General features: G+C 63.9%; 21 protein-coding genes. 3 read left to right on the forward strand and 18 right to left on the reverse strand.

Going from position 1 to position 19,728, the window contains the following annotated elements:
- Nucleotides 1–4: 4 nt before the first annotated feature.
- The 11 genes from rsxA to iscR form a co-directional block, all read right to left on the reverse strand.
- On the reverse strand, nucleotides 5–586 hold the full coding sequence (rsxA, locus tag GNH96_RS03395; RefSeq protein WP_169602287.1) for an electron transport complex subunit RsxA: 582 nt from the start codon (nucleotides 584–586) through the stop codon (nucleotides 5–7).
- A 73-nt stretch (nucleotides 587–659) separates the two neighbouring features.
- Nucleotides 660–2,051 (reverse strand): ribosome biogenesis GTPase Der, encoded by a 1,392-nt coding sequence (gene der, locus GNH96_RS03400; RefSeq protein WP_169602289.1) that lies wholly within the window; start codon nucleotides 2,049–2,051, stop codon nucleotides 660–662.
- Nucleotides 2,052–2,053: 2 nt separating this feature from the next.
- The gene (bamB, locus tag GNH96_RS03405) at nucleotides 2,054–3,241 is read right to left on the reverse strand and encodes an outer membrane protein assembly factor BamB (protein WP_169602291.1); all 1,188 of its coding nucleotides are present in this window, start codon (nucleotides 3,239–3,241) and stop codon (nucleotides 2,054–2,056) included.
- Entirely contained in the window at nucleotides 3,238–3,876 is a 639-nt protein-coding gene (locus GNH96_RS03410) for a YfgM family protein (protein ID WP_169602293.1), read from the reverse strand. The genes bamB and GNH96_RS03410 overlap by 4 nt, the downstream gene beginning before the upstream one ends.
- Nucleotides 3,877–3,887: 11 nt before the next feature.
- Nucleotides 3,888–5,156: a histidine--tRNA ligase gene (hisS, locus tag GNH96_RS03415; RefSeq protein ID WP_169602295.1), complete on the reverse strand. Its 1,269-nt coding sequence runs from the start codon at nucleotides 5,154–5,156 to the stop codon at nucleotides 3,888–3,890.
- A 33-nt stretch (nucleotides 5,157–5,189) separates the two neighbouring features.
- Nucleotides 5,190–5,957, reverse strand: a complete 768-nt coding sequence (gene pilW / locus GNH96_RS03420; protein WP_169602297.1) for a type IV pilus biogenesis/stability protein PilW — start codon at nucleotides 5,955–5,957, stop codon at nucleotides 5,190–5,192.
- Nucleotides 5,958–5,959: 2 nt separating this feature from the next.
- Nucleotides 5,960–7,060, reverse strand: a complete 1,101-nt coding sequence (gene rlmN / locus GNH96_RS03425) for a 23S rRNA (adenine(2503)-C(2))-methyltransferase RlmN (protein ID WP_169602299.1) — start codon at nucleotides 7,058–7,060, stop codon at nucleotides 5,960–5,962.
- The gene (gene ndk / locus GNH96_RS03430; RefSeq protein ID WP_169602301.1) at nucleotides 7,035–7,466 is read right to left on the reverse strand and encodes a nucleoside-diphosphate kinase; all 432 of its coding nucleotides are present in this window, start codon (nucleotides 7,464–7,466) and stop codon (nucleotides 7,035–7,037) included. Before ndk ends, rlmN begins: the two co-directional genes overlap by 26 nt.
- A gap of 150 nt (nucleotides 7,467–7,616) precedes the next feature.
- Nucleotides 7,617–7,940 (reverse strand): HesB/IscA family protein, encoded by a 324-nt coding sequence (locus GNH96_RS03435; RefSeq protein ID WP_169602303.1) that lies wholly within the window; start codon nucleotides 7,938–7,940, stop codon nucleotides 7,617–7,619.
- Between the two features lie 30 nt (nucleotides 7,941–7,970).
- The gene (locus GNH96_RS03440; protein WP_169602305.1) at nucleotides 7,971–9,098 is read right to left on the reverse strand and encodes a cysteine desulfurase family protein; all 1,128 of its coding nucleotides are present in this window, start codon (nucleotides 9,096–9,098) and stop codon (nucleotides 7,971–7,973) included.
- Complete coding sequence (gene iscR / locus GNH96_RS03445) at nucleotides 9,095–9,583, reverse strand: Fe-S cluster assembly transcriptional regulator IscR (protein ID WP_169602307.1); 489 nt, start codon at nucleotides 9,581–9,583, stop codon at nucleotides 9,095–9,097. The genes GNH96_RS03440 and iscR overlap by 4 nt, the downstream gene beginning before the upstream one ends.
- A gap of 291 nt (nucleotides 9,584–9,874) precedes the next feature.
- Between iscR and GNH96_RS03450 the strand changes: the two genes are divergently transcribed.
- Nucleotides 9,875–10,453 (forward strand): hypothetical protein, encoded by a 579-nt coding sequence (locus tag GNH96_RS03450; protein WP_169602309.1) that lies wholly within the window; start codon nucleotides 9,875–9,877, stop codon nucleotides 10,451–10,453.
- A gap of 8 nt (nucleotides 10,454–10,461) precedes the next feature.
- Here the strand turns inward: GNH96_RS03450 and GNH96_RS03455 are convergent, their stop codons facing one another.
- From GNH96_RS03455 to GNH96_RS03485, 7 genes are all read right to left on the reverse strand, one after another.
- Nucleotides 10,462–11,163 carry a hypothetical protein gene (locus GNH96_RS03455; RefSeq protein WP_169602311.1) on the reverse strand — a complete coding sequence of 234 codons (702 nt, stop codon included), beginning with the start codon at nucleotides 11,161–11,163 and terminating at the stop codon, nucleotides 10,462–10,464.
- Nucleotides 11,164–11,166: 3 nt separating this feature from the next.
- A complete protein-coding gene (gene ttcA / locus GNH96_RS03460; RefSeq protein WP_169602313.1) occupies nucleotides 11,167–12,036 on the reverse strand; it encodes a tRNA 2-thiocytidine(32) synthetase TtcA in 870 nt (289 codons plus the stop codon).
- Nucleotides 12,026–13,246 carry a beta-ketoacyl-ACP synthase I gene (fabB, locus tag GNH96_RS03465; protein WP_169602315.1) on the reverse strand — a complete coding sequence of 407 codons (1,221 nt, stop codon included), beginning with the start codon at nucleotides 13,244–13,246 and terminating at the stop codon, nucleotides 12,026–12,028. The genes ttcA and fabB overlap by 11 nt, the downstream gene beginning before the upstream one ends.
- Nucleotides 13,247–13,257: 11 nt before the next feature.
- The gene (gene fabA / locus GNH96_RS03470; protein ID WP_169602317.1) at nucleotides 13,258–13,773 is read right to left on the reverse strand and encodes a 3-hydroxyacyl-[acyl-carrier-protein] dehydratase FabA; all 516 of its coding nucleotides are present in this window, start codon (nucleotides 13,771–13,773) and stop codon (nucleotides 13,258–13,260) included.
- A gap of 107 nt (nucleotides 13,774–13,880) precedes the next feature.
- Nucleotides 13,881–15,086 carry an exo-beta-N-acetylmuramidase NamZ family protein gene (locus GNH96_RS03475; RefSeq protein ID WP_169602320.1) on the reverse strand — a complete coding sequence of 402 codons (1,206 nt, stop codon included), beginning with the start codon at nucleotides 15,084–15,086 and terminating at the stop codon, nucleotides 13,881–13,883.
- Nucleotides 15,087–15,102: 16 nt separating this feature from the next.
- Nucleotides 15,103–15,675 carry a DOMON-like domain-containing protein gene (locus tag GNH96_RS03480; RefSeq protein ID WP_228719996.1) on the reverse strand — a complete coding sequence of 191 codons (573 nt, stop codon included), beginning with the start codon at nucleotides 15,673–15,675 and terminating at the stop codon, nucleotides 15,103–15,105.
- A gap of 11 nt (nucleotides 15,676–15,686) precedes the next feature.
- Entirely contained in the window at nucleotides 15,687–15,956 is a 270-nt protein-coding gene (locus GNH96_RS03485; RefSeq protein ID WP_169602322.1) for a hypothetical protein, read from the reverse strand.
- Nucleotides 15,957–16,251: 295 nt separating this feature from the next.
- Between GNH96_RS03485 and GNH96_RS03490 the strand changes: the two genes are divergently transcribed.
- Both GNH96_RS03490 and GNH96_RS03495 read left to right on the forward strand, forming a co-directional pair.
- The gene (locus GNH96_RS03490; protein ID WP_228719997.1) at nucleotides 16,252–18,285 is read left to right on the forward strand and encodes a 2,3-oxidosqualene cyclase; all 2,034 of its coding nucleotides are present in this window, start codon (nucleotides 16,252–16,254) and stop codon (nucleotides 18,283–18,285) included.
- Between the two features lie 70 nt (nucleotides 18,286–18,355).
- Entirely contained in the window at nucleotides 18,356–19,705 is a 1,350-nt protein-coding gene (locus tag GNH96_RS03495; protein WP_169602324.1) for a squalene monooxygenase, read from the forward strand.
- Nucleotides 19,706–19,728 lie beyond the last annotated feature (23 nt).

Below are 19,728 nucleotides of genomic sequence, written 5' to 3' on the forward strand. Positions count from 1 at the left end.
CCGTTTAGCCCTTGACCAAGCCGGTGAAGCCCATGAAGGCGACGGAAATGAGGCCCGCAGTGACGAGGGCGATGGCATGGCCGCGGAACGGCACGGGCACGTCGGCCGCGTCCACCCGCTCCCGCAGGCCGGCGAACAGCACCAGCACCAGGGTAAAGCCGGCGGCGGCGCCGAAGCCGTACAGGAAGGATTCGACGAAATCGTGGCCGGCCTGGACGTTGAGCAGGGCCACGCCGAGCACCGCGCAGTTGGTGGTGATCAATGGCAGGAATATCCCCAGTACCTGGTGGAGCAACGGGCTGGTTTTCTTCACCACCATCTCGGTGAACTGGACCACCACGGCGATCACCACGATGAAGGTGATGGTGCGCAGGTATTCCAGTCCCATCGGCTCCAGCAGGAAATGATTGACCACGTAGCTGCTGACGGAAGACAGGGTCAGTACGAAGGTCGTCGCCAGACCCATGCCGATCGCGGTTTCGGACTTGCGCGAAACGCCCATGAACGGGCATAGCCCGAGGAACTTGACCAGGACGAAGTTGTTCACCAGGGTCGTGCTGACGAGGATCAACAGATAGTCTTTCATCTGAAGGGATGACGATGCGCCGGCAGGGGAACAGGAAATTATATAGTTGACTGCATTGCTCGGAAAATGGCCGTCAACGTTTTTTCACGTGGCGGATCATCCGCCGGCGTTTCTTGATCTGGCGCTCGGTGAGCTCGTTGCGGCGGCCCTGGAACGGGTTTTCCGCGCTCTTGAACACCAGCTTCAGCGGCACGCCCTGCAGTTTGAAGGCCTTGCGGAACTCGTTGCCGAGATAGCGCTTGTATGCCGCCGGCAGGTCCTCGGTCTGGTTGCCGTGGATCACGATGACCGGCGGGTTGTGGCCGCCCTGGTGGGCGTATTTGAGCTTGATGCGGCGGCCGCGGACCAGCGGAGGCTGGTGGGCGGTCAAACAGTCCTGCAGCACCTGGGTCAGGCGCGAGGCCGACAGGTCCAGCATGGCGGACTGATAGATCGGCTTGACCGCATCCATCAGCACGCCGACCCCGGTGCCGTGCAGAGCCGAGACGAAATATTTCTTGGCGAATTCGAGGAACGGCAGCTTGATGTCGATCTGTCGCTTGACCCGTTCGCGCTGCTCCGGGTCCAGCCCGTCCCATTTGTTGAAGCCGATCAAGAGGCCGCGGCCGATTTCCAGTACCATCCCCAACAGGTTGGCGTCCTGATCGGTGAGCCCCTCGCTGGCATCCACCAGGTAGATCACCACATGGGCCTTTTCGATGGCCTGGAAACTCTTGAGGACGCTGAATTTTTCGATGCCTTCGTTGACCCGGGCGCGGCGGCGGATGCCGGCGGTGTCGATCAGGGTGTAGCGCTCCCCGCGCCGCTCGAAAGGGATATAGATGCTGTCCCGCGTGGTGCCGGGCTGGTCGTAGACCACCACGCGTTCCTCGCCGAGGATGCGGTTGACCAGGGTCGATTTGCCGACGTTCGGCCGGCCCACCACCGCGATGCGGATGCCGCTTTCGGCGTCGGTTTCCGCTTCCGGCTCGGGTTCCGGCAGCAGCGCCTCGACCCGTTCCAGCAGCGTATGCACGCCGGTGCCGTGCGCCGCGGAGATGAGTTGCGGTTCGCCCAGTCCGAAGGCATGGAACTCCGCTCCGGCGATCAGGGCATGGGTCCCGTCGATCTTGTTGGCGACCAGCAGCACCGGCTTGCTGATCCGGTGCAGGCGCTCGGCGATGAGTTCGTCCCCGGCGGTCATGCCGGCATGGACGTCCACCAGGAACAGGATGACGTCGGCTTCGTCGAGGACGTGGTCCACCTGCTTCATCGCCTGGTCGTCGATGCCTTCGGCGGCTTCGATGATGCCTCCGGTGTCGACCACGAAATAGTTGCGCTCGCCGCGTTGCACCCGGCCGTACTGGCGATCGCGGGTCAGGCCGGGGTAGTCGGCCACCAGGGCATCCCGGGTCCGGGTCAGATAGTTGAACAGTGTGGATTTGCCGACATTGGTCCGGCCGATCAGGGCGACGATGGGCAGCATGTTCACTCCACCGTCACCGCGGCCAGGGTGCCGTCAGTGGCATAGACGTAGACGATGTCGCCGTACACCACCGGAGGATACTCGATGGGCTGGTCGCTGATCTGGACGCGTCCGACGATCCGCCCGTCCTCCTTGTTCAGGACGTGCAGATAGCCTTCGAAGTCGCCGACCACCAGGTAGTCCTTCACCAGGGCGGGCGCGGTCAGGCGGCGCTGGTGCAGCTCGGTCTGCTTCCACTGGTCTTCGCCGTTGCGGATGGCGAGCTGCCAGAGGTCGGCATTGGCGTCGGTGACGTACAGCTCCTTGCGATCGGCCGTCATGCCGGCGGGCGAGGAAATGTTTTCGCGCTTCCAGAGCACCTCGCCAGTGTTGAGCCCCAGCGACGCGGTACCGCCCTGGTAGCCGGAGACGAACACCGAATCGCCCCGCACCACGGCGGTTGCGCTGAGGTCCACCAGCCGTTCGATTTCGGAGCGGCCGTGCGGCAGGGAGACATTGGCCTCCCAGTCCAGTTTGCCCTCCTTGAGTTGGATGGCGCTCACCTTGCCGCCACCGAAGCCGTCGATGACCAGGTCGCCGGCGATGATCGGCGCGCCCCGGCTACGGACGGCCAGCGGCGGCGCGTGGCGCTCGAAATACCAGAGCGTGGCGCCGGATTTCCGGTCCAGCCCGGTCAGATGGCCGTTCGCGCCGCGGACCACGACCACGTCGTCCGCGACGGCAGGGACAGAGAGGATTTCGCTGGCGAGAGTCGATTTCCAGACCAGTGCGCCATCGGCCGCGTTCAGCACGATGATCGCGCCCTCGGCGGTGGCCAGGAACAGCTCGCCGTCATCGAACACGGGGCCGGCGGACAGCTCCATTTCATGGTCGACCGACCACAGTTTCTCGCCTGTCAGCCGGCTGAAGGCCTGGACGGTGCCGTGCCGCTCCGCGGCGAAGACCCGGCTGTCGTCCACCGCGGGTCCCAGGTTGATCCTCTGCTCGTCGTAGCCGTCGCCGATTTCTGCCGTCCAGAGTTTGTCCACCTTAACCTGCGGCGTGATGTCGGCCAGCGGCGCGGGCGGTTCGGCGTTGTCCTTGCCGGTAAAGTAGTCCTGGATTCCTTGATAGGCATTCTGGATGGCATCCAGCCCGGCGCAGCCGGACAGGGTGGCGAGCGAGGCGATGAGCAGTGCGCGGCGGATCATCGGGTGGCGGTCGTCCCGAGGTCGGTCAGCTTGAGTTCGAGCAAGGGGGAGGGCTGGCTTTCCCGGCGCGCCTTCAGGTAGGCGGCGCGGGCTTCCTCCGGGCGGTTCATGGCAATGTAGATGTCGCCCTTCAGCTCCTCGGAGAGCGCGGCGAATTCGGGGCTACCCTTGCCCGATATGCTCTCCGCCAGCTTGAGCGCTGCCTCGGTTTCCCCGAGCCCGAGTTGGACTTCGGCCAGCCGGAGCCGGGCGATCTGCACGATCTTCTCGTCCTTGCTGTCCGCGATCACCTGTTGCAGCAGCGTCTTGGCGCCGGCGAGGTCGTCTGCCTCGACCTTGAGCCGCACCAGGAACAGCTTGCCGTAAGTGGCATAGGCGGAACCGGGGAACTGCTTGTCGATGCGCTCGCCCAACTGGACGGCGGCGTCGGTCTGCTTGTTCGCCACCGCATCGAGGAGCTGCTGATACAGCGTTCCGGCCAGCAGGGACTTTTCGTCCTGGGCGCGCTTCCATGCGCCCCAGCCGACGATCACCGCGATGCCCAGCGCTATGCCCCAGACGACGGAACTGGCATTGGCTTTCCACCAGCGCTTGAGCGCTTCGAGGCGCTCTTCTTCGGTCAGATAAACTTCCATGGCAACCTCGATCAGATATGGACACAGGATTGGATGAGCCGGACCAGATCGGCCTGCGCGACCGTTTGCTGGACACCGTCCGACCGCAGCGGTTTCAGGCTGATGCAGTCGTCCCGCATTTCGTCCTCGCCCAGAATCAGGGCGAAGGCCGCCTCGCTTTTGTCGGCGCGCTTGAACTGGTTCTTGAAGCTGCCGCCGCCGCAATTGAGCACCAGTCGGAGGCCGGGAAACGCGTCCCTGAGCATTTCCGCCAGCACGGCGCTGCGCCGCTCGGCGGCCGGCCCCACCCCGATGAAATAGATATGCGGGGCGGTGTCGACGGTCGCTTCGCCGGTCAGCTCGATCAGCCGCTCCAGCCCTAAGGCGAAGCCGATGGCGGTGGATTCGCGGCCGCCGAGCTGGGCCACCAGGCCGTCATAGCGGCCGCCGGCGCAGACGGTACCCTGGGTGCCCAGTTCCTCGGTCACCCATTCGAACACCGTGTTGCAGTAATAATCCAGGCCTCGCACCAGGCGCGGGTTGATGACATAAGGTATCTCGGCGGCATCGAGCAGCGCGGTCAGCCCCGCGAAGTGCGCGCGTGAAACTTCGCCCAGATAGTCCGCCAGTACCGGCGCTCCGGCGAGCAGGTCCTTCATCTCGGGATTCTTGCTGTCGAGGATGCGCAATGGATTGGTCTCCAGGCGCCGCATGCTGTCGGCGTCCAGTGCATCGTAATGCTCGCGCAGATAATCGACGAGAATCTGCCGGTAGGCCAGCCGTTCGTCCGGGGTACCTAGGGAATTCAGTTCCAGCCGCAGCTTGTGGGCGACACCTAAACGCTGCCAGAGCCTGCGGCTCAAGAAAATCAGTTCCGCGTCGATGTCGGGTCCGGGTAGCCCGAAGACCTCGACGCCGACCTGGTGAAACTGGCGGTAACGCCCCTTTTGCGGGCGTTCGTGGCGGAACATGGGGCCGGCATACCACAGCCGATGGATCTGGTTGTGCAGCAGGCCGTGCTCGAGGCAGGCGCGGAGGCACCCCGCGGTGCCTTCGGGGCGCAGCGTCAGCGAATCGCCATTGCGGTCCTCGAAAACGTACATCTCCTTTTCGACGATATCGGTGACTTCGCCGATGGAGCGCTTGAACAGCTCGGTCCTCTCCACGATGGGCAGCCGGATTTCCCGGTAGCCGTAGCTGGCCATGACGCTGCGTACCTGGTGCTCGACATGCTGCCAGCGCGGAGTGAGTTCCGGCAGGATGTCGTGCATGCCGCGGATGGCTTGGATCTTTTCGCTCATTGAGTCGGTCTGTCTATCGATGGGGGAGCGCCGTCAGTGCTTGCCGAACAGCCGACGTGCCTGCACCGCTTCGGCCGAATCCGGAAATGCCTCGCCGAGCCGGTCGGCCAGACGCCGCGCTTCGCCGACATTGCCCAGGGCAAGCTCGGTCTGGGCGCCGAGCCACTGGGTTTCCGGCGTCTCTCCGGCGATGGCCTGGTAGCGCTGCAGGAAGGCGCGCGTGGACAGGTATTGTCGCGCCTCCAGGCTGACGTGGGCCATTTCCAGCAGCGCCGGCGGGTAGTTCGGATTCTTGTCCAGCGCCTGGCGCAAATAGGCCTCGGCTTCCGCGGTCCGGCCCGCACGGCGCAGGCAGGCACCGGCATTGGACAGCGGGATCCACGGCTGAGGATACAGCGGGGTCGAGTACGCGACTTCGAACTTCTCCATCGCGTCCTGCGGGTGTCCGGTGTTGCAGAGAAACCGCCCATAATTGTTGAAGGCGCTGTAATTCGCCGGATTCAAGGACAATGCCTCGCGGAAATGCTTGTCGGCTTCCTCGGTCTTGCCCAGCTTTTCGTACAGGATGGCCAGCGCATCGTGCGCATCGCTGTTGGCGGGGTCCAGCTCCACCGCATGCGTCAGGTCTTCCAGCGCGACCTCCAGAGCTCCCCGCTCCATGTAGCGGACACCTTTCTGGACATAGAGGTCAGCGGCGCCGAGTTCGCCATAGGGATCGTTGGCCGCGTGCGGCCTCTGTTCCGGCGTCGTGCAGGCGGCAACGGTTCCCAGCAACGCGCTCAAAGCCAGCCATCCTTTCATCGTCAAAGCGCGGTAGGCAGGCGGAACTGGCGCCGGCTGCGGTCGTTGACCCTGCCCACCAATTGGCCGCAGGCCGCGTCGATGTCCCCGCCCCGGGTCTTGCGGGTGGTGGTGATGAGTCCGGCATCCTGGAGGATCTGGGCGAAGCGGGCGATGGTTTCCGGGCGCGAGCAGCGGTACGCCGAGTTCGGGAACGGATTGAACGGGATCAGGTTCACCTTGGAGGGTACATGACTCAGCAATCGAACCAGGGCTCGGGCATGTTCTGGAGCATCGTTCACCCCCTCCAGCATGACGTATTCGAAGGTAACCTTGCGGCGGTTTTCCGTGCCGACATAGCGCTTGCAGGCGGCCAGCAGTTCCCTGATCGGATATTTGCGGTTGATGGGCACCAGTTCGTTGCGCAGCTCGTCGTGGGGGGCGTGCAGCGATACCGCCAGGCTGATGTCGCTGACCTCGGCCAGCCGGTCCAGCGCCGGCACGATGCCCGAAGTGCTGAGCGTGACCCGCCGTTTCGACAGGCCGTAGGTGAAATCGTCCATCATCAAGCGGGTCGCGGCGACGACGTTGCCGAAATTGAGCAAGGGCTCGCCCATGCCCATCAGCACCACGTTGCTGATGCGCTGTTCCTCGCCGAGGCGGTGCTGCGCCACCCAGAGCTGGCCGATGATCTCGGCGGTGGTCAGGTTCCGGTTGAATCCCTGGCGTGCGGTGGAGCAGAACGAGCACTCGAGCGAGCAGCCGACCTGCGAGGACACGCACAGGGTATTGCGCCCCTCGTCGGGAATCAGCACGGTCTCCACACGGTTGACGGCATCCACCTGCAGCACCCACTTGCGGGTGCCGTCGGCCGAGCGCTGCTCGAGCACCAGCTCGGGCGGCCGGATTTCGCTCACGGCTTCGAGCCGGCTGCGCAGCGCCTTGCTCAGGTTGGTCATCAGCGAAAAATCGGTGACGCCGCGCTGGTGGATCCATTGCAGCAGCTGCGAAGCGCGGAACGGCTTCTCGCCGATGCGGACAAAGAAGGCTTCCATGCCCTCCCGGTCCAGATCGAGCAGATTGATGCGCGCTCCCGCCTCAGCGGATGCGGGGGCAGATTTCATCGCTCTTGAAGAAATAGGCGATCTCCTGGGCCGCGGTTTCCGGCGCGTCGGAGCCGTGGACCGCGTTCTCGTCGATGCTGACGGCGAAGTCCGCGCGGATGGTGCCGGGAGCCGCATCTTTCGGATTGGTGGCGCCCATCAGGTCGCGGTTCTTGGCGACGGCGTTCTCGCCTTCCAGCACCTGGATCATGACCGGGCCGCTGATCATGAAGGACACCAGGTCGTTGAAGAACGGGCGCTCCCGGTGCACGGCGTAGAAGCCTTCGGCCTGCTCGCGGGAGAGCTGGACCATTTTCGCAGCCACGATCCTGAGACCGGCCTTCTCGAAGCGGGTATAAATCTCGCCGATGACGTTCTTGGCGACCGCGTCAGGCTTGATGATGGATAAAGTGCGTTCTACCGCCATGGAATCTCCTTGCGTCTTGGTGTTGGCTGAATCGTTGAAGGGGCTGTTGGCCGTCCATCCCGGCGATACCGCCGGGGATGGAAAAAATCCCTTGATTTTAACGGATTATTGCAAGCTTTTGGAAGTTGTCCGGGATTTCGCGTGGGCGGCTCACACCGCGAAGCTCTCGCCGCAGCCGCAGCTCGCGGTAGCCTTGGGGTTGTGGAAGCGGAAGGCGTCGTTGAGCCCTTCCCGGGCGTAGTCGACTTCGACGCCGTCGAGATAGGCCAGATCGGTGGTCTTGACCACGATCTTGACGCCGTGCTGCTCGAATACCGAATCGTCGGCGGTGATCTCCTCGGCGTAATCTACGACATAGGCGTAGCCCGAACATCCCGCCTGCTTGACGCTCAGCCGCAGGCCCACGCCGCGCCCGCGGCGTTCGAGTTGTCTGGCGATCTGTGTGGCGGCGTTTTCGGTCACTGTAACGGCCATGGTGGTGTCCTCGAGAGAAGAGTTTGAGATTCAGGGGCCCGGCTCGACCCCGGTGATTCGACCGAGCGAGGCGAGCAATTGTTCCGCCTCCGCCTCGGTGTTGTCCCTGCCCAGGCTGATTCGCACCGCGCCGGCCGCCAGGGCCGGATCGACGCCCATGGCGAGTAGCACGGGGCTGGGTTCGCGCGCTCCGCTGGCGCAGGCGGAGCCGCTGGACACCGCCAGACCTTGGCGGTCCAGCAGCATGACCAGGGTTTCGCCGTCATAGCCCGCAATGGCGAATTGCACCGTATTGGGCAGCCGTTCGGCGGCGCGGGCGAAGACCATGGTGCCGGGCAGGGTTTCGATGCCCCGCTCCAGGATATCCCGCAAGCGGCGGAGCCGACGGCCGTACTCTTCCAGTTCGGCGGCGGCGAGTTCGGCGGCTTTGCCGAAGCCGACGATCGCGGCGACGTTTTCGGTGCCGCCGCGCAGGCCCTTTTCCTGCTCGCCGCCGTGGATGAGCGGCGTCAGTGGGACCGAAGGGTCGACGATCAGGGCGCCGGTTCCCTTGGGGCCGTAAATCTTGTGTCCCGACAGCGACATCAGATGGGCGCCGGTTTGCGCGAAGCTGAGCGGGATTTTTCCCGCGGCCTGGACGGCGTCGCAATGGAGCCAGGCGCCGTTGTCGCGGGCCACGGCGGCGATGCGGGCGACGTCCTGGATGACGCCGGTCTCGTTGTTGGCCAGCATGACCGCGACGATATCGGGCGGATTTTGCGCGGTCTCAGCCAGGGCAAAATCTTCGATCATGCCTTGGGCATCCACCGGCAAGGTTCGGCATTCCCAGCCCTGGCTGCACAAAAATCGCGCAGGCTCCGCAACCGAGGGGTGCTCGGTGGCACCGATGCGGAGGCGGCCGGGTTGCAGACTCCAGGCCAGGCCCTTGATGGCGAGATTGTTGGCTTCGCTGCCGCCGCTGGTGAACACGACCTGGCTCGGGGCGGCGCCGGCCAGGGCGGCGACTTGGGCTCGGGCGGTTTCCACCGCGTCGCGGGCGATTCGGCCGGGACGGTGCAGGCTGGAAGGATTGCCGTGGCAGGATTTCAGGTAGGGCAGCATGGCCTCCAGCACCCGCCCGTCCAGCGGGGTGGTGGCATTGTGATCGAAATAGATCATCCGGTCTTGGCCGGCTCCTGCCCCATCAGGAGTTCGACACGCCGCAGGCTCTGGCGGTCCTGGCGCTCGGCGACCTGCCGTACCGGTTGCCGGCTCAGCACTTCGCCGAGGCTGATGGAAGCCAGGTATTCGCGGATCTGCTCGCTCAGGCCCATCCACAGGTCGTGGGTGAGGCAGGGCTGGTTGTTCTGGCAGTTCGCCTTCCCGCCGCAGCGGGTGGAATCGATCGGTTCATCCACGGCGGCGATGATTTCCGCGATGTTGATTTCGTCCGCGCAGCGGCTGAGCTGGTAGCCGCCGCCGGGGCCGCGCACGCCTTCCACCATGCCCGCCCGGCGCAGACGGGCGAACAGTTGTTCGAGATAGGACAAGGATATATTCTGCCGCTTGGCGATATCGGTCAGCGTGACCGGATTCGTTTCGCTGTGATAAGCGAGATCCAGCATGGCGGTGACCGCATAGCGGCCCTTCGTCGTCAGTCGCACGACACTTTTCCTCCCCAGTTAACGAAATTTCAGGATTCAGCCGATCAAACGACGGTGGCTAGATATGCCCGAGCGATTTAGTAAATTATTCTGTGGTTTTTCCATGCTCAATTCAACCGATCCGGGTGTCGGCTCGAAAGTTTTTTCCGCGGGAGGGTCCTGTGAAGGCCGCGCGGATCGGCGGGGCGTCTTTTCTGGGGTCGCGTGTGCGTTTCCACGTAGACAGTTTCAGCCGTTAATTGGACAATCGGAACCGGGATTCACCAAGTGAGGGAAGCGGAGAAAATGCCGATGGCCGATCATGACCACGCATCCGAGCTGCGGCACGGCGCAGCCGGGAGGAAGGCGGCTGCGATTGTTTTCATTGTCGGCATCACGGCGCTCATCGTGGCGTTGGATCGATTCGGCGTGTTTGGCCCTGGCCATGAGGGGGGCGGGGAGGGGGTCGAACAGGAACAGGCTGCGGGGGACACCGGCGCCGTGCCGCAGCCGTCCGTGGGGGTGGACGAGGAAGCGCCAGCGGCCGGTGAAGGTAATGAAGCGCTGCTTCCCCTTTCCGTGACCGGCAACTATTCCGGCAGCGAAATCCGCACCGCTGGTTACAGCGAGGGCATGAGTTTTTCGCTGGAGATGTCTCTGGATCAGCGCGGGCAGGCGGTCTACGGCAATTATTCCAACAGCGCCGGCGATGCGGGGAATCTGAAAGGCTCGGTGGACAGTGGCGTTTTTTCTGGACGCACGGATTCGCTGATGCTGCCCGGTAATTTCTGCGACTTCGAGGCCGAGGTGAAGCAGGGCGGTGGGATCATCCAGGGCGAGTTCCGTTGCACGACGGGGGACCGGTCCAGATTCACCCTCAAGCGTCGCTAGCGACGACTTCATCGCCGGCGGGGCGGAAACAGCCGCGGATTGCGGGCCACAAAGCGCCGTACCAGCCGGTCCGCAATGAGCGAATCGCCGTTCTTGACGTAGTGGTAGCCCATCCAGGCGGCCAGGAAGGCGCCGCCGGCATCGACGATGAGGTCGGTCATGGTATCGCGCGCAGATTTCTGCATATCGAATCCGAATCCCTGGTCCATCAGGAATTCGAAAATTTCCCATAAGGCTCCCACTGACATCGAATAACAGAACGCGGTGATGGCGACGTAGAACGGTGCCATTTTCACCCGATGGGTGGCGTGGAACGCATAGATCAGCAGGAAGCCCAGGAGTCCCATGACCAGCGCGGAAACGCTGTGCAGGAGGATATCCCACCACCAGAAGCGCTCGTAGAACATCGCCACTTCGCCCAGGCCGAAAGCCGCGTACAGGAACAGGCAGGTGATGAAGGTGAATTCCACCGGCAACTGGACCTGGAACTGGCGGGCGATCAAGGCGGGCAGGAAGGTCAGAGCGAGCACCGCGAGCGAAGTGAAGGCGACCAGCCATTGGGCTTCATGCAGGGCGCCGATGAAGACGCCGAGGATCAAGGCCTGCAGGACCAGCGACAGCCAGATTTGCAGGCGGTCGGCCCATTCTTCCGGGACGAGCGCGGCGCGCAGGCGCGAGGGTTGGCGGTGGCGCCGGCGTAACGCTCCCATGGGTCAGACGGAGAGGATGTCCAGGCCAGCGCCGCGCTCGGGTGTCGCGTCGCCGGTATTGCGCAAGGATTCCAGGCCCGCGAAGTCGAACAGCTTGGCGTCGGCGAGCTGCGATGGGGAGACGTTCTGGAGTGCCGTGAATATCGTTTCCACCCGCCCCGGATGGCGCTTCTCCCAGTCCCGCAGCATGGCTTTCATGGCTTGACGCTGGAGGTTTTCCTGGGAGCCGCACAGATGGCAAGGGATGACGGGGAAATCGCGGATTCGGGCATATTCGGCGATGTCCTCTTCCTTGCAATAGGCCAGCGGCCGGATCACGATGTGGCGGCGGTCGTCGCTCAGCAGCTTGGGCGGCATGGCTTTCAGCGTGCCGCCGTAGAACAGGTTCAGGAAGAAGGTTTCCAGAATATCGTCGCGGTGGTGTCCGAGGGCGATCTTGGTGATGCCGTTGTCGGCCGCATGGCGGTACAGCAGGCCGCGCCGCAGGCGGGAGCAGAGTCCGCAGGTGGTCTTGCCTTCCGGGATGATGCTCTTGACCACGCTGTAGGTATCCTGTTCGATGATGTGGAACGGGATGCCCCGTTCCGACAGGTAGTTCGGCAGGACTTCGGCGGGAAATCCCGGCTGCTTCTGGTCCAGGTTGACCGCGATGAGGTCGAAGTTCACCGGCGCGTTGAGCCGCAGTTTGAGCAGGATGTCCAGCAGGGTGAAGGAGTCCTTGCCCCCTGACAGGCAGACCATGACGCGGTCCCCGTCCCGGATCATCCCATAGTCGGCGATGGCTTGTCCGACGAGCCTCCGCAGCCGCTTTTGCAGCTTGTTGAACTCGTAGCGTTCCTTGGCGTAAAGGGAGGCCCCCGCGTTATCCGGCATAACGCTGGAAGATCAGGGTCGCGTTGGTGCCCCCGAAGCCGAAGCTGTTGGACATCACTGTGTCGAGGAGGACGCCGTCGATTCGTTCGCGAGCGATGGGGATTCCTGCTGCGCCAGGGTCGAGGTTCCGGATGTTGGCGGAGGCGCTGATGAAACCGTGCTCCAGCATCAACAGGGAATAAATCGCCTCGTGTACGCCGGCGGCGCCCAGGGCGTGACCGGTCAGGGACTTGGTGGAGCTGACCGGCGGAACGGATTCGCCGAAGACTGCCTTCATGGCTTCCAGCTCGCGGATGTCCCCCACCGGTGTGCTGGTGCCGTGGGCATTGATGTAATCGACTTTTGCCGCGGACATGGTGGCCATCGCCTGCCGCATGCAGCGCACCGCGCCTTCGCCCGAGGGTTGGACCATGTCGTAGCCGTCGGAGGTGGCGCCGTAGCCGGTGAGTTCGGCATAGATCCGGGCGCCGCGCGCCTTGGCGTGTTCCAGCTCTTCCATCACCAGGACGCCGCCGCCGCCGGAGATGACGAAGCCGTCGCGGTCCGCGTCGTAGGGCCGCGAGGCGGTTTCCGGTGTGTCGTTGTACTTGGCGGACAGCGCGCCCATGGCGTCGAACAGCACGCTCATGGTCCAGTGGACCTCTTCGCCGCCCCCGGCGAACACGATGTCCTGCTTGCCCAGCTGGATCTGTTCCGCGGCATTGCCGATACAGTGGGCGCTGGTCGCGCAGGCCGAGCTGATCGAGTAGTTGACGCCCTTGATCTGGAAAGGCGTGGCCAGGCAGGCCGAGTTGGTGTTGGACATTGAGCGCGGCACCATGTACGGCCCGACTTTCTTGACCCCCTTTTCGCGGAAAGTGCTCCACGCCATCAACATGTTCGAGGTCGACGGGCCGCCGGAGCCCATGATCAGGCCGGTGCGCGGGTCGGAAACTTCGCCGGTTTCGAGTCCCGCGTCGGCGATGGCTTCCTGCATGGCAAGATAGTTGAACGCTGCGCCGTCGCCCATGAAGCGGCGGATTTTGCGGTCGATGAGGTCGTCGGGATTCAGCCGGATGGGGGCGTGGACCTGGCTGCGGAAGCCGAGCTCGGCATACTCCTCGGAACGGCAGACGCCGGAGCGGCCGAGCCGCAGCGACTCGACGACTTCGGCCTTGTTGTTGCCGATGCTGGAAACGATGCCGATGCCGGTAACGACTACACGTCTCATGTTTGTGCTCCTTAGAAGTCGTCCGTGCTCGTGAAAAGACCGACACGAAGGTCGTTGGCCTCGTAGATGACCTTGTCGTCGCACTCCATCTCCGCGTCGGCAATGCCCATGACCAGTTTGCGCAGAATCACCCGCTTTAGGTTGATGCGGTAGGTTACCCGCTTGTTGTGCGGCAGGACCTGGCCTCGGAATTTGACCTCGCCGACGCCGAGTGCTCGCCCCCGCCCCTTGCCGCCGATCCAGCCCAGGTAGAATCCGACCATCTGCCACATGGCGTCCAGCCCCAGGCACCCCGGCATCACGGGGTCGGAGATGAAATGGCAATCGAAAAACCACAGCTCGGGTTTGACGTCCAGTTCCGCCACGATCAGCCCTTTGTCGAAGGCGCCGCCCACCGAGTCGATGTGTGTGATGCGATCGAACATCAGCATGGGAGGGGCGGGGAGCTGGGCGTTGCCGGGCCCGAACATTTCACCTCGGGCGCATTGCAGCAACTCGTCCCACGTATAGCTGTTGCGTCTTGACATCGACTTTTCTTCTTATGGTTATGGTGGTCTGGGAGTAGAGAAATTTTTACAGTATATCAAGAAAATGCAGGCCCCGGGAATGGCGGTTTTGCCTGAACCGGTCGGGGCTAGCGATACAGGAGCACCGCTTCGCGTTCCTCCAGCCATGAGGTTTCGTCCGGGCGGGTGAGCGCGTCGAGATCGGCCGGTGTGGCGGCGGGGTCGTCCACCCACAGGCGTAGCAGTTCCGAGCCGTTGATCAGGTCGATGGCGAGGCGGTCGAATTCGTATTCATAGGGAAAGTCCCGCCAGATGGGATAGTCCGGTTGCAGCTGGCGCAGGGCCTTGAGCGCCAGCGCCGTGAGCCGCCAGGGGCGGAAGCTTTCATGATCGTAGGCGGCGGTTTCGGCGTGGATATGGATGCCCGAGCACAGGCGGCCGGCATGCTTGTGGAAGGTCGGCTCGAACCAGCAGTCCCGCAGGATGCAGCCTTGGAGCCAGTGGGGTGCTAGCGAGCGCATGGTGGTCACGAGTTCTCGCGCGTCGATGTCCGGCGCTCCGAGCATCTCCAGCGGACGGGTGGTCCCGCGTCCCTCGGAGAGCGTGGTGCCTTCGATCATCACGGTTCCGGCATAGCAGCGCGCCATCGAAAGATTGGGGGCATTGGGGCTGGGATTCACCCAAGCGTATTCCCCTAGAGGCCAGCCGTAGCCGGGGGCGTCGGATACTCGCCATCCTTCCATGGTAACGACATTTAATTCCAGGTCGAGGCGCAGCGTCCGCGCGAACCACAGGGCGAGTTCACCCATCGTCAAGCCATGGCGCATGGGGAGCGGGCCGGCGCCGACGAAGCTCTCCCAGCCCTCTCGCAGCCGCAATCCTTCCGCCGGCCGTCCGGCCGGATTGGGGCGGTCGAGTATCCATACCGTGATGCCCCGCTCCGCCGCCGCTTCCAAGACGTAGCGCAAGGTGGTGATGAATGTGTAAATGCGGCAGCCGAGGTCCTGCAAATCGACCAGTAACAGGTCAAAGCTGTCCAGCATCGCTTCGGTCGGGCGCCGGGTTTCCCCGTACAGGCTGAACACCGGGATGCCGTGGCGGGCGTCGAGGAAGTCCGGGGATTCGACCATGTTGTCCTGCTTGTCTCCGCGCAGGCCGTGCTGGGGGCCGAAGGCGGCCTTCAGATCGATGCCGTCCGCCGCGGCGAGGGCATCCAGCGTGTGGGTCAGGTCGCGCGTGACAGAGGCGGGATGCGCCAGCAGGGCGATCCGGCGGCCTTTCAATGGGGCGCGCAGCGCCGGGTCCTCCAGCAGGCGTTCGATGCCGAGCTTCATGGGATATCCTGGTTCGTCAGTAAGCGTGTCGTTCGGACGCGAGCTCGAGCGTAAAACCGTCCGGATGATGGAAGTCGGGAACATCTGCCGGATGGCGGAGGGCCCAGTAGGAGAGGGTGCCGCCGGAATCTTCGACGACTGCGCCACAAGCGATCCACAGACGGGTACGGACGTCGACGCCGGGCAGAAGTTCGGGGCCTATGATCGCATCGAGCTCGAACCGGGTTTCCGTTCGCCGGGTGGTCACCGCGGGTTGCAGTCTCTCCCCGAAGGGTTTCCCGTCGCGGTAGTCGGAAAAGGCGAACGCGGCCCATTCACCCGATGGCGAAAAATTGAATTCATGATACACCGAGCCATTCTCCGGTTTGACGAACACCTCGAAGCAGGTATGTTCCCACAGGCCGCGGACCCAGCGCCGATGCGAGCGGGAAGGAAACGAAAGCGCCGCCAGTTCGCCTTGGAGAACGAAGCTCAGTTCGACGGTCGTCGCTGCCGGACGGCGGGCTTTTACCTCGATCCTGCGCACGGCCGGGCAGCGCCGGGAGTGGTGGCAAACAAGGTCCACGGCAAGGGGGCGATCGGAGTTCATCGAGCGGGGTGTCAGTTTTCACCGGATGGTATCGGTTCGGCATCATCGGGAATGAAACCCGGCGGCATCGTGGTTGGGCTCGGGCCATCCCCGCGGCCACGCATCAGCAAACTGCGGATACGTTCGGACAGCTCTTGCCGGGTTCTAGCCTTTTCGGCCTCGATTTTTTCCGATGCTGCCCTGGCGGCTTGCTCCTGCCGGGATCGCCAGGTCTCGACGGCCAGCTGTGACGCCAGAGTTCCCAAGAATACGCCGATCGCGATTTGCAGCACCAGTTTCATTACGCTTGATTGACGAGGAGTTCGGGGAATTGTTGCCGGTTCGTTAATCGTACCGCGTCGAGGGGCCTCGTGAATATTTTTCCGGTTCGTCCTGCGATGCTGGACGGTGTGGTGGTTTTCCCACAAAATAGTCGCACATGACGCATTTCCCAGTTCGCCAGGCTCTGATGATCGATTTGCAGCCGACGCTTTCCCCCGTGATTCAGAATGATTCGCACCGGAATTGCCGCAGGCTTTCGGCCGGGCGGGATGCGTTCCGGTCCGTCAAACGTTCCGAGTTCGGCATGCCGCTATCTTGAACGCTCAATACAAGGAAAGCACCGGACATGCGCCCGATGCGGCGGCCGCGGTCTCAGGCTTCCGCTCGGCGGAGCAGTGCGCCCGCGCGGCCATGAGGCATCTGCTCGCGCTCCAGCGGCCCGCCGGTGACTGGGAAGGGGAGATGGTGTGGTGCACGATGATCCTCGCCCAGGCGGTGATCGTGCGTACGGTCGTCGGGCATCCCTATTCGGAGCGGGAGCGGGCGGAGATCGTCAAGCATTTCGAGGTCTCCCAGCTTGCCGACGGCGCCTGGGGCATGCATCCGGAAAGCCCGGGCTACGTGTTTTTCACCGCCTTGGCCTACGTTGCACTGCGGCTCCTGGGGCTCGGGCCGGATACGCCGATGCTCGTCAAGGCGCGAGAGTGGCTTCATGCCCGGCCGGACGGCGTCGAGGCCATCCCCACCTGGGGCAAGTTCTGGCTGATGCTGGTCGGGCTGTACGGACGGGAAGGCGTCAATGCCGTGCCGCCGGAGCTGTTCTTGCTGCCGCGCTGGCTGCCGTTTCATCCGAGCCGGTTCTATTGCCATACGCGTCTGATCTATCTGGGCATCGCCTATCTCTCCGGCGCCCGATTCGGCGCATCCCTTCCTGAAACGCTCAGGGAGGAACTGCGCCGCGAGTTGTACACCAAACCTTATGAGGCCGTCGATTTCGGGGCATTCCGCCACGCCGTCTCCCAGACCGATCTCTACGTCCCGATCAGCCGGGTGCTGCGGATCGTTTATGACCTGCTGGCGCGTTACGAGCGCCGGCCCTGGCGGGGCCTTCGGCAGAAGGCATTGGACTATTGCTTCGGGCAGATACTGAGGGAGCAGCGCGCGACGCGTTACCAGGGTATTTCCCCGGTCAGCGGCCTGCTGAACTGCCTGGCGATCTTCGCCCGTGATCCGCAACACCCCGATCTGGCGCCCAGCCTCGAAGGCGTCGAAGCCTGGCGCTGGGAAGATGAAACGGAGGGGCTCCGCTATGTGGGCGCCCGTTCGAATTCCTGGGATACGGCTTTCGCGATGCAGGCTTTGACCGAGATGCCGCAGCTCGACGACGAGGCGGTGCAGGCGCTGAATCGGGCTCATGGTTTTCTCGGCGCGGCGCAGATGACCGAAGAATTGGCGGATTATCGCCAAGCATGGCGCGATCCGGCGCTGGGGGGATGGTGTTTCTCCGACGGCCAACATCGCTGGCCTGTGAGCGATTGCGCGGCGGAGGCCATGAGCGCTCTGTTCGCGCTATACGAGTGTCCCGACATCGGGACGATTGCGCCTCTGGGAAGCGAACGCCTGCGGCTTGGCGTGGAATTCATCCTCTCCCGCCAGAACGCGGACGGTGGCTTTGGCACTTACGAGCGGCGGCGTGGCGGCAGGCTGCTGGAGCTGGTCAATCCTTCCGAGATGTTCGGCCAATGCATGACCGAGCTGTCCTACCTCGAGTGCACGGGCTCTTCCTTGGGGGCTTTGGCGCACTATTCAAGGCATTATCCGGATTTTCCCGGTGGGCGGATCGCAACGGCGATCCGGAAAGCGGAAAGGTTCCTGAGGAGCCGGCAACGGGACGACGGGTCGTTTCCGGGATTTTGGGGTATCAACTACACCTATGCGGCGTTCCATGCGGTCAAGGGCTTGCGCATGGCCGGTGCAGATCCTGCGGATCCGGTTTTGCAATCGGCGGCTGGCTGGCTGATCGGGAAGCAGCGCCCCGACGGCGGCTGGGGCGAGCATTATTCGAGCTGCCTCGAGGGGCGCTACGTCGAAAACGAGCGCAGCCAGGCCGTGATGACCGCTTGGGCCCTGCTTGCGCTCATGGAGGTTCATCCCGCTGCGCACCCGTCCATCGAGCGAGGCATCGCCTGGCTGATCGCTCAGCAGCAGGACGATGGTGGCTGGCCCCGGCAAGGGGTCAATGGCGTATTTTTCGGCGCAGCCATGCTGGATTACCGGCTTTACCATATTTATTTCCCGGCCTGGGCGGTGGCGCGCTATGCGCGGCTGAAGGGGGCGGTGTTTCAATGAACGCGGGTTTGAACAACGCCGGGCCGGCGCTTGCCGGGGCTGAAGAACATCTTGACACGGGTTATCGCAGATGAGTTCGATTGAAGTGGGGGAGTGGGACGTTCTGATCGCAGGCGGCAGTGTTGCCGGTTCCGCGGCTGCCGCAGCGTTGTCGGGACTGGGTTTGCGCGTCCTGATCGTCGAGCCCGATCCGGATCCCGGCCGCAGGCTGGCGGGCGAATTGATTCATCCGCCGGGCATCGACGGCCTGCGGGAGCTGGGATTGATCGGGGACGATTCGCCTCAGGGAAGTGTGGTCAACGGCTTTGCCATATTTCCCTTCAACGATGGCGAAGGCGCCGCAGCGACGCTACTGCCGTATGGCGAGATTCACGGGCGCCGGCGCTGCGGCCGCGTGATCGAGCACAGTCTGCTCAAAAGCCATCTGCTCCAGACCGTGCGCGGCTTCGACCGAGTTTCGGTATGGCTCGATGCCAGGGTCACGGGGATGGAGCGTGAGGACGGCAAGGGCTATGTCGCGATCGTCACGCATGAAGGGAAAGACACGCGGGTGCGGGCGCGCCTGATCATTGGGGCCGACGGCCCGATGTCCCAGTTGCGGAAAATGGTCGGCATTTCCCATGAAACCCAGCGCTACTCCGGCATGATCGGCGTCGAGGTCGAGGACACCCATTTGCCGAACCCCGGCTACGGCAACATCTTCCTGAATCCGGCCGGCGTTTCCTATGCCTACGGCATCGGCGGCGGGCGCGCGCGGGTCATGTTCGAGGTGCTCAAGGGGGCCGACTCGAAGGAGTCGATCCGCGGGCATCTGCGTCTGTTCCCTGAACGGTTCCGGGAAGACATCGAGGCGGTGCTGGCCCATGGCAAACCTCTGGCGGCGGCGAACTACTGCATCGTGCCGGAGGCGAGCGTCAAGGCCAATGTCGCGTTGATCGGGGATGCGCGGGGCTGTTGCCATCCCCTGACCGCCTCCGGCATCACCGCTGCGGTCAAGGATGCCTTCGTCATGCGGGATGCCCTGCAGTCCGCCGGGCTGAACGTCGAGGCGGCGTTGCGGCGCTACTCGATCCAGTGCGGGCGCCTACAGCTCACCCGCCGGACGCTGGCGGAAGAGCTGCGCGAGGCGTTTCTGGCGCAGACGCCGGAAGCCGAATTGCTCAGCCAGTGCATTTTTTCCTATTGGCGCACGAGCCCCAAGGGTCGGCAGGCTTCCATGGCCCTGCTTTCCACCCTCGACAGCAGCATCTTCTCGCTGGCTTCGCAATATGCCCTGGTCGGCCTTCAGTCCTTCCGCCTGTTGCCGCATTGGCTCAGCGCCAAGATGCCGGGCGGCTGGGCCCGTGGGGTGCTGCAACTCGTTTCCAAGAGCCTCAAGTTCCAGCAGGATGCGTTGAGCCAGGCGTTGCGGGCGAAATGATGGCGAGGGCTTCGCGCGCGGCC

Origin of the sequence: Methylococcus geothermalis (assembly GCF_012769535.1) — a bacterium.
In the GTDB taxonomy this organism is placed as follows: domain Bacteria; phylum Pseudomonadota; class Gammaproteobacteria; order Methylococcales; family Methylococcaceae; genus Methylococcus; species Methylococcus geothermalis.

Coding starts and splice junctions, on each gene's coding strand:
- GNH96_RS03495 (WP_169602324.1), top strand. CDS start 18,356: ATGAGTTCGATTGAAGTGGGGGAGTGGGACGTTCTGATCGCAGGCGGC.
- pilW (WP_169602297.1), bottom strand. CDS start 5,957: ATGAAAGGATGGCTGGCTTTGAGCGCGTTGCTGGGAACCGTTGCCGCC.
- rlmN (WP_169602299.1), bottom strand. CDS start 7,060: ATGAAATCTGCCCCCGCATCCGCTGAGGCGGGAGCGCGCATCAATCTG.
- der (WP_169602289.1), bottom strand. CDS start 2,051: ATGCTGCCCATCGTCGCCCTGATCGGCCGGACCAATGTCGGCAAATCC.
- hisS (WP_169602295.1), bottom strand. CDS start 5,156: ATGAGCGAAAAGATCCAAGCCATCCGCGGCATGCACGACATCCTGCCG.
- GNH96_RS03455 (WP_169602311.1), bottom strand. CDS start 11,163: ATGGGAGCGTTACGCCGGCGCCACCGCCAACCCTCGCGCCTGCGCGCC.
- bamB (WP_169602291.1), bottom strand. CDS start 3,241: ATGATCCGCCGCGCACTGCTCATCGCCTCGCTCGCCACCCTGTCCGGC.
- rsxA (WP_169602287.1), bottom strand. CDS start 586: ATGAAAGACTATCTGTTGATCCTCGTCAGCACGACCCTGGTGAACAAC.
- fabB (WP_169602315.1), bottom strand. CDS start 13,246: ATGAGACGTGTAGTCGTTACCGGCATCGGCATCGTTTCCAGCATCGGC.
- ndk (WP_169602301.1), bottom strand. CDS start 7,466: ATGGCGGTAGAACGCACTTTATCCATCATCAAGCCTGACGCGGTCGCC.
- ttcA (WP_169602313.1), bottom strand. CDS start 12,036: ATGCCGGATAACGCGGGGGCCTCCCTTTACGCCAAGGAACGCTACGAG.
- GNH96_RS03435 (WP_169602303.1), bottom strand. CDS start 7,940: ATGGCCGTTACAGTGACCGAAAACGCCGCCACACAGATCGCCAGACAA.
- GNH96_RS03480 (WP_228719996.1), bottom strand. CDS start 15,675: ATGAACTCCGATCGCCCCCTTGCCGTGGACCTTGTTTGCCACCACTCC.
- GNH96_RS03475 (WP_169602320.1), bottom strand. CDS start 15,086: ATGAAGCTCGGCATCGAACGCCTGCTGGAGGACCCGGCGCTGCGCGCC.
- GNH96_RS03450 (WP_169602309.1), top strand. CDS start 9,875: ATGGCCGATCATGACCACGCATCCGAGCTGCGGCACGGCGCAGCCGGG.
- GNH96_RS03440 (WP_169602305.1), bottom strand. CDS start 9,098: ATGATCTATTTCGATCACAATGCCACCACCCCGCTGGACGGGCGGGTG.
- GNH96_RS03485 (WP_169602322.1), bottom strand. CDS start 15,956: ATGAAACTGGTGCTGCAAATCGCGATCGGCGTATTCTTGGGAACTCTG.
- fabA (WP_169602317.1), bottom strand. CDS start 13,773: ATGTCAAGACGCAACAGCTATACGTGGGACGAGTTGCTGCAATGCGCC.
- GNH96_RS03410 (WP_169602293.1), bottom strand. CDS start 3,876: ATGGAAGTTTATCTGACCGAAGAAGAGCGCCTCGAAGCGCTCAAGCGC.